7 protein-coding genes and 1 pseudogene are annotated in these 11,082 nt (G+C 72.1%); 6 read left to right on the top strand and 2 right to left on the bottom strand.

Going from position 1 to position 11,082, the window contains the following annotated elements:
• From BJP40_RS34760 to galU, 6 genes and pseudogenes are all read left to right on the top strand, one after another.
• Nucleotides 1-916 (top strand): annotated as a pseudogene (locus BJP40_RS34760) (ribonuclease E/G); the annotation flags it as partial.
• 389 nt (nucleotides 917-1,305) lie between these two features.
• Nucleotides 1,306-2,424, top strand: coding sequence for a DegT/DnrJ/EryC1/StrS aminotransferase family protein (locus tag BJP40_RS30090; protein WP_071283879.1), 1,119 nt, complete (start codon nucleotides 1,306-1,308; stop codon nucleotides 2,422-2,424).
• A complete protein-coding gene (locus BJP40_RS30085) occupies nucleotides 2,421-3,431 on the top strand; it encodes a Gfo/Idh/MocA family protein (RefSeq protein WP_071283876.1) in 1,011 nt (336 codons plus the stop codon). The genes BJP40_RS30090 and BJP40_RS30085 overlap by 4 nt, the downstream gene beginning before the upstream one ends.
• A gap of 18 nt (nucleotides 3,432-3,449) precedes the next feature.
• Nucleotides 3,450-5,075, top strand: coding sequence for a glycosyltransferase (locus BJP40_RS30080; protein WP_071283873.1), 1,626 nt, complete (start codon nucleotides 3,450-3,452; stop codon nucleotides 5,073-5,075).
• Nucleotides 5,072-6,355 carry a nucleotide sugar dehydrogenase gene (locus BJP40_RS30075; protein WP_071283871.1) on the top strand — a complete coding sequence of 428 codons (1,284 nt, stop codon included), beginning with the start codon at nucleotides 5,072-5,074 and terminating at the stop codon, nucleotides 6,353-6,355. Before BJP40_RS30080 ends, BJP40_RS30075 begins: the two co-directional genes overlap by 4 nt.
• Nucleotides 6,356-6,460: 105 nt before the next feature.
• On the top strand, nucleotides 6,461-7,351 hold the full coding sequence (gene galU / locus BJP40_RS30070) for a UTP--glucose-1-phosphate uridylyltransferase GalU (RefSeq protein ID WP_071283869.1): 891 nt from the start codon (nucleotides 6,461-6,463) through the stop codon (nucleotides 7,349-7,351).
• Between the two features lie 106 nt (nucleotides 7,352-7,457).
• On the opposite strand, the gene BJP40_RS30065 is transcribed toward galU, so the two are convergent.
• Together BJP40_RS30065 and BJP40_RS30060 are read right to left on the bottom strand one after the other, a co-directional pair.
• Nucleotides 7,458-9,746 carry a glycosyltransferase family 4 protein gene (locus BJP40_RS30065; protein WP_079171575.1) on the bottom strand — a complete coding sequence of 763 codons (2,289 nt, stop codon included), beginning with the start codon at nucleotides 9,744-9,746 and terminating at the stop codon, nucleotides 7,458-7,460.
• A complete protein-coding gene (locus BJP40_RS30060; RefSeq protein ID WP_071283866.1) occupies nucleotides 9,743-11,077 on the bottom strand; it encodes a glycosyltransferase in 1,335 nt (444 codons plus the stop codon). The genes BJP40_RS30065 and BJP40_RS30060 overlap by 4 nt, the downstream gene beginning before the upstream one ends.
• Nucleotides 11,078-11,082: the final 5 nt, after the last annotated feature.

The raw sequence follows: 11,082 nt of genomic DNA, 5'->3' as shown, positions 1-11,082 counted from the left end.
CCGCCGCCGCTCCCGTCGCGCGGCCGCCCCCGCGGGCGCGCCGAAGCCGTTCGCCGAGCCCGCGCCCGCCGCGGAGCCGGCACCGGAGGCCGAACCCGCCGACCGGGCGGAGCGCGCGCCCGAGGCACCGGCCGCCCCCGAGGCGGAGGCCACCGCGCCGGTGGTGGAGACGCCACTGACCACCGAGACGCCCGTGGTGCCCGCACCCGAGGCGCCCGTCGCGGAGGAGGCGCCGCGCGGCCGCACCCGTCGCCGCGCGACCCGCAAGGCCACCGCTCCGGCAGGGCCCCCGAAGGCGGCGTCCGACGCCGTCGTCGAGTCCGTCGTGACCGCACCGCAGCCGGAGCCCGCCCCGGCGCCGGTGACCGAGCCGGAGCCCGAGGCCCCGGCCGCCGCGGAGGCATCCGCAGCCGTGGAGGAGCCCGCCCCCGTGGCGGCCCCGGCCCGGCCGCGCCGCCGCGTGGTCCGCAAGGTGACCGCCCCGGCCGGCTCCCCGTCGAGCGGTGAGGAGGCCGCGGTCGTCGTGGTGCCCCGTACCACGGCACCCGTCGAGGGCGCAGCGCCCGAGGCGCCCGAAGCGGAGGCACCCGAAGCGGAGGCACCCGAAGCGGAGGTCGCCGGGACCCAGGCGTCCGAAGTGACCGAGGCGGAGGCCGAGGCCCCGGCCAAGAAGGCGACGGCCCGCAAGGCCGCCGCCAAGAAGACCACCGCGAAGAAGACAGTGGCGAAGACCACGGCCAAGAAGGCGGCGGCGAAGAAGACCGCCACCAAGAAGGCCGCGGCGTCGACGACCACGGCCAAGAAGGCCACGGCCAAGAAGGCGGCGGCCAAGAAGGCGCCCGCCAAGAAGGCCGCGGCGGAGAAGGCCGCCCCCGCCGGGGCTGCCGACACGGGGACCGCGGCAGCGCAGGGCTGAGGCCCCCGGGGCCACCGCACCGGAACCGGACGCACCCGTGGGGGTGCGTCCGGGACGGTTCCGCTCCGTTCGTGCACCGGTCCGTGTCCCGCTGCCGGGTGTTCGGACGCGGGACACGGGGACTGTTTCGGAATCGAGTCATCCAGGGCCTTAACCGTCCGGAATTGGGCGGAGTCGTACCTGATAATGTGACGCCCGTCGACTCCGAGACGCAGCACCCGCGGGCGCAGGCGAACGGTGGCCGACTCGGTTCCGGGCCGGACCAGTCCCAGCCCTGAGTGGCCGGGGCGTCGGCATCGCGCCGTTGGGGTTCACTGGGCGCCCGACAACGTCCGCACACCCCGGACCCCTGTCACATGGAGTTCTTACGGTGTCCAAGGAGGACGCACATGCCGAGCGTCAACGAGCAGCCCATCGCGGCTGCCCGTCCGGTGATCGCTGAAGAGGAGATCGAGGCCGCGGTACGCGTGCTGCGCAGCGGTCGCGTCGTACAGGGCCCCGAGGTGGCCGCGTTCGAGGAGGAGTTCTCCGGACTCGTCGACGGCCGCCACTGCGTGGCCGTCAACTCCGGCACGTCGGCCCTGCACCTGCTGCTGATGGCGCTGGGGATCGGCCCGGGCGACGAGGTCATCGTGCCCTCGTTCTCCTTCGCCGCTTCCGGCAACGCCGTACGCCTCGTGGGCGCGGACGTCGTCTTCGCCGACATCGAGCCGGGCACGTTCTGCCTGGACCCGGCGGCCGTCGAGGCCGCCATCACCCCGCGCACCGCCGCCATCATGCCGGTCCACCTCTACGGCCACCCGGCCGCGATGGACAAGATCATGGCCATCGCGGACAAGCACAAGCTGGCCGTCGTCGAAGACGCCTGCCAGGCCCACGCCGCGTCGCTCCACGGCACGCCGGTCGGCGCGTTCGGCTCGGGCGGCACCTTCAGCTTCTACCCGACGAAGAACATGCACTCCCTTGAGGGCGGCATGATCACCACGGCGGACGCCGAGACCGCCCGCACCCTGCGCCTGCTGCGCAACCAGGGTATGGAGCAGCGCTACGCCAACGAGATCGTCGGCGCCAACGTGCGGATGACCGACGTCTCCGCCGCCATCGGCCGCGTCCAGCTGGGCAAGCTCCCCGCCTGGACCGAGCAGCGCATCGCCAACGCCGCGTACCTGTCGGAGCACATCACCGCGCCCGGCGTCGTGACGCCCGTCGTCGCGGAAGGCGCACGCCACATCTACCACCAGTACACGGTCCGCATCCACGGCGACCGCGACGCCGCCATGGCGAAGCTCACGGAGGCCGGGGTCGGCAACGCCGTGTACTACCCGACGCCGATCCACCGCCTGAAGCCGTACTGGGAGCCGGACCAGAAGGCCGGGCGCACCTGGGACCTGCCGGAGACCGACAAGGCCGCCGCCGAGGTCGTCTCCCTGCCCGTGCACCCGTCCCTGACCCAGGACGAGCTGGAGCGGATCGTCGCCGCCGTCAACGCGCTGGGGGAGGGCCTGTGACCGCCAACGGAGCGCTGCGCGCCGGTCTCGTCGGCCTCGGCTCGATGGGCCGCCACCACGCCCGCGTCCTCGCCGGCCTGGAGAACGTCCAGCTCGTCGGCGTCGTCGACCCGATGGGCGACAAGAACGGCTGGGCGCAGGGTGCGCCCGTGCTCGCGACCGTCGAGGAGCTGATCGCCCTCGGTGTCGACTACGCCGTGGTCGCCTGCCCCACCGCCCTCCACGAGGAGGTCGGTCTGAAGCTGGCCGAGGCCGGCGTGTGCGCGCTGATCGAGAAGCCGGTCGCCGACACCGTCGAGGGCGCCCGCCGCCTGGTCGAGGCGTTCGAGTCGCGCGGCCTGGTCGCGGGGGTCGGGCACATCGAGCGCTGCAACCCGGCGCTGCGGTCCCTCCGCTCCCGCCTGGAAGCCGGTGAACTGGGCGACGTGTACCAGGTCGTCACCCGCCGCCAGGGGCCGTTCCCGCACCGCATCGCCGACGTCGGCGTGGTGAAGGACCTCGCGACCCACGACATCGACCTCACCGCCTGGGTCACCGGCCAGACGTACACGTCGATCGCCGCGCACACCGTCTCCAAGTCGGGCCGCCCCCACGAGGACATGGTGTCGGCCGTGGGCAAGCTGTCCGACGGCACGATGGCCAGCCACCTCGTGAACTGGCTGAGCCCGCTGAAGGAGCGGTTCACCTCGGTGACCGGGGAGCGGGGCTGCTTCATCGCCGACACGCTCACCGCCGACCTCACCTTCCACTCCAACGCCGCCGTCACCACGGAGTGGGAGGCGCTGCGCGCCTTCCGCGGCGTCTCCGAAGGCGACATGATCCGCTACGCCATCCCGAAGCGCGAGCCCCTGCTGGTCGAGCACGAGCTGTTCCGGGACGCCGTCCTCGGCAAGTCCGACGACATCTGCACGCTGCGGCAGGGCCTGCGCACCGTGGAGGTCGCGGCGGCGGTCCTGGAGTCCGCCGCCTCCGGCGAGACGGTCCGCGTCAACGGTTCCGCCGCGTAGTCCGGGGACTGGATCGCGTTGAGCAGACCCGATGTGACCGTCGTCGTGGCGGTCTACAACACGATGCCCTACCTCACGCAGTGCCTGGACTCCCTCGTGCGGCAGAGCATAGGCAGGGACCGGCTGGAGATCGTGGCCGTCGACGACGGCTCGACCGACGAGAGCGGCCGGGAGCTCGACCGGTTCGCCGAGCGGTACCCCGGCACGGTGAAGGTGATCCACCAGGCGAACTCGGGCGGCCCCGCCGCACCCAGCAACCGGGCCCTCGACGTCGCCACCGGCCGGTACGTGTACTTCATCGGCTCCGACGACCACCTCGGCGAGGAGGCGTTGGAGCGGATGGTGGCCTGTGCCGACGAGCACGGCTCGGACGTGGTCGTCGGCAAGATGGTCGGCACCAACGGCCGCTACGTCCACCAGGCGCTCTACAAGGCCGACGACCCCGACGTCAGCCTCTACGACTCGGCCCTGCCGTTCACCCTGGCCAACACCAAGCTGTTCCGGCGGGACCTCGTGGAGCAGCACAAGCTGCGCTTCCCCGAGGACATGCCGGTCGGCTCCGACCAGCCCTTCACCATCGAGGCGTGCGTAAGGGCCCGGAAGATCTCGGTCCTGGCCGACTACACCTACTACTACGCGGTCAAGCGCGGGGACGCCTCGAACATCACCTACCGCGCCAACCACCTGTCCCGGCTGCGCTGCACCGCGCGCATCATGGAGCACACGGCCGGGCTCATCGAGGCGGGCGCCCAGCGGGACCACGTCCTGCGCCGCCACTTCACCTGGGAGCTCGCCAAGCTGGTCCAGGACGACTTCCCGCATCTGGACGGGGCGACCCGCACCGAGGTCTGCGCCGGCATCGCCGACCTCGCCGACCGCTACTTCACCGAAGCGCTGCGCGACTCGATGGATGTCAAGCGACGTGTCCGGATCGCCCTCGCCCAACGGGGCGCCGTCGACCACCTCGTACGCGCCATCGAGGACGAGGCGGCCCACGGGGCGCCTCCGCTCCTGCTGGAGGACGGGCGCGCCTACCTGCGGTACCCGGGGTTCCGTGACCCGGCGCTCGGGCTGCCCGACCGGCTCTTCGAAGTGATCGGCGAGGCGGTGCCCAGGCAGCTCGCGGACGGCACGCGCCTGGAGCAGGCCGAGTGGCTCCAGAACGGCGACGACCTCTCCGCGCGTCTCGTCGTCCGCGTCCCGGTGGCCGGCGACGGAGCGGGCTCCGCGTCGGTGCGGCTCGCCACCAAGCCCCTGCCGAAGAGCGCGGACAAGCCCGGCGGCAGGAGGGTCCCGGTGGGCACCGACCTGCCGGAGGCGGTGGGGGAGACGGCCCACGCGCCGGACGGCGACGGGACGCTGCTGGAGGCGACGCTCCCGCTGCCGCCGGTGAAGGCGAAGCTCGGCGTCCGCATCTACCTGGACGTGGCGGGCTCGACCTACGAGATCCCCGTGCCGGTCCAGGGAACGCCACTGCCGCTGGCCCGCCGCTGGAGGGACCGCGTCCCGTACCGGATCTCCGCCAACGCCAACCCCAAGGGGCGGTTGGTCATCACCACTGCTCCGCTCTGGGAGCCCTCGTCCGGCGTGGCCCTGCGACTGCGCCGCGTCTTGTCCCCCGTGAAGAGGAAACTGACCCGATGAACATCTGTGTAGTCGCGCTCGGCAAGATCGGTCTGCCGCTCGCCGTGCAGTTCGCCGACAAGGGCCACAAGGTCATCGGCGCCGACGTGAACGAGAAGGTCGTCGAGCTGGTCAACGCCGGCACCGAGCCCTTCCCCGGCGAGCACGACCTCGACGTCAAGCTCAAGAAGGCCGTCGACGCCGGTCTGCTCACCGCCACGACCGACACCGCCGCCGCCGTGGCGCAGTCGGAGGCCGTCGTGGTCGTCGTCCCGCTGTTCGTGGACGCCGAGGGCGTGCCGGACTTCGGCTGGATGGACAGCGCCACCCGGGCCATCGCCCAGGGCCTCAAGCCCGGCACCCTCGTCTCGTACGAGACCACGCTTCCCGTCGGCACCACCCGCACCCGCTGGGCGCCGATGCTGGAGGAGGGCTCCGGCCTGAAGGCGGGCGAGGACTTCCACCTCGTCTTCTCGCCCGAGCGCGTGCTGACCGGCCGCGTCTTCGCCGACCTGCGCCGCTACCCGAAGCTCGTCGGCGGCGTCGACGAGGCGTCGACCCGGCGCGGCGTGGAGTTCTACGAGCAGGTCCTCGACTTCGACGAGCGCGCCGACCTGCCGCAGCCCAACGGCGTGTGGGACCTCGGCACCGCCGAGGCGTCCGAGCTGGCCAAGCTCGCCGAGACCACCTACCGCGACGTCAACATCGGCCTGGCGAACCAGTTCGCCCGGTTCGCCGACAAGAACGGCATCGACGTCAAGAAGGTCATCGAGGCCTGCAACTCGCAGCCCTACAGCCACATCCACCAGCCCGGAATCGCCGTCGGCGGCCACTGCATCCCGATCTACCCGCGGATGTACCTGTGGAACGACCCGGAGGCCACCGTCGTCCGCTCGGCACGCGAGGCCAACGCCGCGATGCCGGACTACGCCGTCGACCTGCTGGCCGCCGCCTACGGCGACCTGACGGACGTGCACGTGCTGGTGCTGGGAGCCGCCTACCGCGGCGGCGTCAAGGAGACCGCGTTCTCCGGCGTCTTCCCGACCGTGGAGGCACTCAAGGCCCGCGGCGCCGTCCCGTACGTCTCCGACCCGATGTACACGGCCGAGGAGCTGGCCGCGCACGGCCTGACCCCGCACCAGGGCGAGAAGGTCACCGCGGCGATCCTCCAGGCCGACCACGCCGAGTACCGCGAGCTGGCCGCCTCCGACCTGCCGGACGTCACGGTCCTGGTCGACGGCCGCCGCACCACCGACCCGGCCCGCTGGGAAGGCGTCCGCCGCGTCGTCATCGGCGGCTGAGCGACGCACCCGGGGCCTCCGACGCCCCCCGGCCGCGACTCCCACGCGAGGCCCTGTCAGCGACCGACAGGGCCTCGCGCCATTCACCGAAAGCGAAAACCCGTCATGATAAACAAGGCAGTCATCCCCGCGGCCGGGCTCGGCACGCGGTTCCTGCCGGCGACCAAGGCCACCCCCAAGGAGATGCTGCCGGTCGTCGACAAGCCGGCCATCCAGTACGTGGTCGAGGAGGCCGTGGCGGCCGGACTCTCCGACGTACTCATGATCACGGGTCGCAACAAGCGCCCGCTGGAGGACCACTTCGACCGCAACTACGAGCTGGAGGAGGCGCTCACCCGCAAGGGCGACGCCGACCGGCTCGCGCGGGTGCAGGAGTCCAGCGACCTGGCGACCATGCACTACGTGCGGCAGGGCGACCCCAAGGGCCTCGGCCACGCCGTGCTCTGCGCCGAACCTCACGTCGGGGACCAGCCGTTCGCGGTGCTGCTCGGTGACGACCTGATCGACCCCCGCGACCCGCTGCTGTCGCGCATGGTGGAGATCCAGGAGCGCGAGGGCGGCAGCGTCGTCGCGCTGATGGAGGTGGACCCGGCCCAGATCCACCTGTACGGCTGCGCCGCCGTGGAGCCCACCGGCGACGCCGACGTGGTCCGCGTGACGGGCCTGGTGGAGAAGCCGTCCCCGGACGAGGCGCCCAGCAACTACGCCGTCATCGGCCGCTACGTGCTGGACCCGGCCGTCTTCGGCGTGCTCCGGGAGACCGGACCCGGCCGGGGCGGCGAGATCCAGCTCACCGACGCCCTGCAACTGCTGGCGGCCGACGAGCAGGTCGGCGGGCCGGTCCACGGCGTGGTCTTCAAGGGCCGCCGCTACGACACCGGCGACCGCGGCGACTACCTGCGGGCCATCGTCCGGCTGGCGTGCGAACGCGAGGACCTCGGCCCGGAGTTCCGCAGCTGGCTGCGCGCCTACGTCGCGGAGGAGATCGCCGACTGAGCCGCGCCGCGCAAGCGGACGGCCGAGGCCGCGTGCACAGCGCGAAGCGGCCGGTTCCCCTCGTACCGGAGGGGAACCGGCCGCTTCGCGCATGCCGCGGGAGGACCTAGTCGAGCACGGGCAGGTGCTCGAAGGGCCGCAGGTCCATGCTGTTGGTGACCTTCAGGTGCGGGTGCTCCTGGGCCATCCGCCAGGCCGTCACCGTCGCGTTGGTGTCGGCGAGGAACACGTGCTGCGTGAGGTCCAGCCGCAGCTGCGGCAGCGCCTCGTGCTGCGCGATCTTCGCCAGCAGCCGAGGCCGCACCACGCGGTAGCCGCGCTGGAACACCTTCTTGTGGAAGCCGTGCGCCACCTTGTTGTGGGCGCGCCGGGCGACCTTCACCGCCAGCTCGGGCACCGCCTTGTCGCGCTGCCGCTCCGCCAGCCGGTCGGCGCGCCGCAGCACCGCACGCGGTGCGCGGTAGACGACGAACCGCTCACTGCGCGGGATGACGAGCGACGTCTCGGCGTCCTCGATGGTGAGCAGCGCCACCCGCGGGTCCAGCCGCGACCGCGTCCACGCGGCCGTTCGCGCGGTGACGAGGTCCACATGCACGCCGCGCTTGACCAGTTCGTTGGCGAAGTTGGCGACGCGGTGCGGGCGGGCCGGGGTGTAGGCCAGGATGACCACCCGGCCGGGATCCGACGACTCGTCGCTGGCCGCCCCGGCCCCGTCGGCGGCCCCCTCGGCAGCCGCGGCGGCAGCCGGCACGGCCTCCTCGGCGGGCGCCGCAGCGACCTCGTCCGCCGGCTCGTCCACCTCCGCGACCGGCGGTTCGACGGCTGGGGCACGACCCTCGTACAGCTCGATCAGCCGGCGGCCGACGACCTCGCGGCTGTACTTGGCGAGGAGCGCGGCGCGCGCCTTCGGGAGGTCCAGCTCGTGGAACCGCGCCCGCAGCGCCCAGTAGGCGTCGGCGATGACGTGCGGGTCGTCACTGACGTCCATCAGCGCGCCCGCCAGGTCCTCGATGCCCTCCAGGGTCTCGTCGGGGCCGTAGCTCCGGGTCACCAGGACGGGCAGGCCGGCCGCGTTGGCCTCGACGACCGTCATGCCGAACGTCTCGAAGCGGCTCGCGTGCACCAGCAGGTCGTACTGGTGCATCAGGCCGTTGACCTCCTCCGGCGGCACCGGCGGGAGGATCTTGAAGCGGTCGCCCAGGCCCAGCTCCTCGCCGCGGGCCCGCAGCTCGTCCTCCAGGAAACCCGAGCCGACCATCGTCAGCGTGGCCTCCGGCTCCTTCTCCGCGACCAGAGCGAACGCCTCCAGCAGCGGCAGGACACCCTTGTGGCGGATCAGCCGACCGAGGTACAGCCAGTTCAGCAGCTTCTCCGACGGCTTCGCCTCCGGGGTGAACCGGTCGAAGTCGATGACGTTCGGCACCACCCGGATCTTGCCCTCGTGGTGCGGGAACTCCCGGACGATCTGGTCGCGCAGGTAGCTGCCGACGCACAGGAACTCGTCCGCTCGGTGCAGGACCTCGTCGTACAGGCGGCGCCCGGCCGGCTGCTTGAAGATCTTCTCCAGGAAGGTGGAGTGCTCGGTCACGATGATCCGCGCGTCCGGACGGCCCAGGCGCATCGCGTGGACGCCGCCGTAGATGGCGGTGTGCGCGTGGATCACCGGCGCCTCGATCCGGCCGGTGGGGAGCGCCTTGCGCAGGGCGGCCTCCTGCGCGGCCGCCCAGGCGAAGTAGCCGCGGCGGGTGGTGAGCGGCACCGGGACGCGGGTGAGGACACCGTCCGGGGTGTCGATGACGGGGATCAGCTCCGGCCGGTCCAGGAACCGGTCGCCGGTGACCCTGATGGCGTCCTCCAGGAGAGCCGGCGCACTGCCCGCCCAGTCCTCGGTGTGGAGGATGGAGATCCGGTCGTAGTGTCCCCGCACGGCTTCCGTGGAGGCCTGGACGAACGAGCCCGCGAACGGGTTGTTCGGCGACGGGTACCACGGCGAGATCACCGCGAGATCGGCGGGCTCGGTGACCCGGCCGCCGTTGTCGTACGGCTCCAGGCGGAACTCCAGCCCCGGACGGCGGCGCAGCGCCGCCCACGCGACCGGCAGGGCCTGCGCGTCGCCGGCGACGAGCAGGCCGGCGCCCTGCAGCGGACCGTCCTTGGCCAGGAGGAGCCTGCGGGCCGCCCGCCAGGGGGAGCCCTTCTTGTTCCGCTGGACCCGCAGCACCCGGACACCGGGGAGGTCCGGCAGGTCGTCCCACTCGGGGCGGTCCGCGACCACCAGGACGACGGGGCGGCCCTCGGAGGCGAACGTCTCGACGTGGGCCTTGGTGGCCCGTACGCGGTACTCGCCCAGGGCGAGGTACAGGACGTGGCCGTTGCCGGTCGTGCTCGTGCTCATCGGGTCCCCTCCACCAGCTTGCGCATGCGCTGCTCCCAGGGCCCGAGGGTGGCCGCCCGGGTGTAGGTCTGCGCGTGGGCCACGGCCTGCTCGTGCTGCGCGCGGTCCACGCCGCGGGCGGCCTCCGCGGCCGCGATGAACGACTTGGCGACGTCGTCGCCGGTCAGTTCGCTGCCGCGGAACCAGAGCGGGTAGCCGTCCAGGACCTCGGTGGCCGCGATGTCCGGGCGGTGTACCGACACGATGGGCTTGCCGGACGCCATGTACTCGAAGATCTTTCCGGACGTCACGTAGCGGGCGCCCGGCACGCAGAAGACGAGCGCGTCGGTCCGTGCGTACACGGCCTTGGCCTCGGCCTTCCCGAACGCGCCGTGGTAGCGGACGCCGATGTTCTCGTCCAGCGGCAGTCGCTCCATCAGCGGGGCCACGTCCTGCGGGAAGAAGCCCAGGTGCCCGTGGATGTCGAGCTCGGCGTCACGGAGCAGGGGATGGCTGCGGGCGATCCGCCAGCCCTCGAAGAGCTCCTCCAGCGGCAGGTACGAGGTCACCGTGCCCAGGTAGCCGAAGCGCAGCGGCCGGTCGGGGGCGGGCGGCACGAACTCCTGCTCGCCCATCAGCTCCGGCTCCCAGCCGTTCGGCACCACGGTCATCCGCTCCGCCGCGTACGGGTACCGGTCGATGTGCCACTGGCGCATGCCGTCGTTGACGAAGACGACCTCCGCCGCGTCCCGCAGCACCTTGGCCTCCCATTCGAAGGCCTTGCTGTCCTCGGGGAACTTCAGCTCCTCGGTGAACTGGTTGAACGTCCACGAGTCGCGGTAGTCCACCGCGTACGGAATGCGCAGCAGCTTTCCGAGGACCTGGGCGGCGGCGAACGAGACGAAGGGGTTCCCCGTGGCGATGATCAGGTCGAATTTCTGCTTGAAATGCGCCTTCACCGCGTGCGAGAGAACCCCGGGAATCCACGTCAGGTAGTGCTCGGGGAACACCTTGCTCTGGAAAAGCTTGTACAGGTTCCCGGCCACCGTCGGGAAGTTCCGGCGGAGAAGCCCGAACCGCCGGATGTCCTTCTCCCACGCGTAGTACCCCATGGGTGGCCGCACCACGGTCACGTCCGGGTCGATGGTGTCCTCCAGCGACGGGTCGCACGCGTTGTGCAGATACGTCTGGAAGAACTCCCGCGGCGCCGTGTAGACGGTGACGTCCCAGCCGGCCTTGGCGAAGTGGTTGGCTGTCGCCCGGGCTCGAAATATGCCGCTCGCACGGCTCGGCGGGAAATAGTACGCGAGGTAGAGAACGCGGGGACGGCGTCCGCGTGATCCAAGCGGCATGGTGG

Source organism: Streptomyces sp. CC53 (assembly GCF_001865245.1).
In the GTDB taxonomy this organism is placed as follows: Bacteria; Actinomycetota; Actinomycetes; order Streptomycetales; family Streptomycetaceae; genus Streptomyces.
Note: the sequence above shows the minus strand (reverse complement) of the source record. Positions and strands in the feature narration are given on the sequence as shown.

Coding starts and splice junctions, on each gene's coding strand:
- BJP40_RS30065 (WP_079171575.1), bottom strand. CDS start 9,746: ATGAGCACGAGCACGACCGGCAACGGCCACGTCCTGTACCTCGCCCTG.
- BJP40_RS30075 (WP_071283871.1), top strand. CDS start 5,072: ATGAACATCTGTGTAGTCGCGCTCGGCAAGATCGGTCTGCCGCTCGCC.
- BJP40_RS30090 (WP_071283879.1), top strand. CDS start 1,306: ATGCCGAGCGTCAACGAGCAGCCCATCGCGGCTGCCCGTCCGGTGATC.
- galU (WP_071283869.1), top strand. CDS start 6,461: ATGATAAACAAGGCAGTCATCCCCGCGGCCGGGCTCGGCACGCGGTTC.
- BJP40_RS30060 (WP_071283866.1), bottom strand. CDS start 11,077: ATGCCGCTTGGATCACGCGGACGCCGTCCCCGCGTTCTCTACCTCGCG.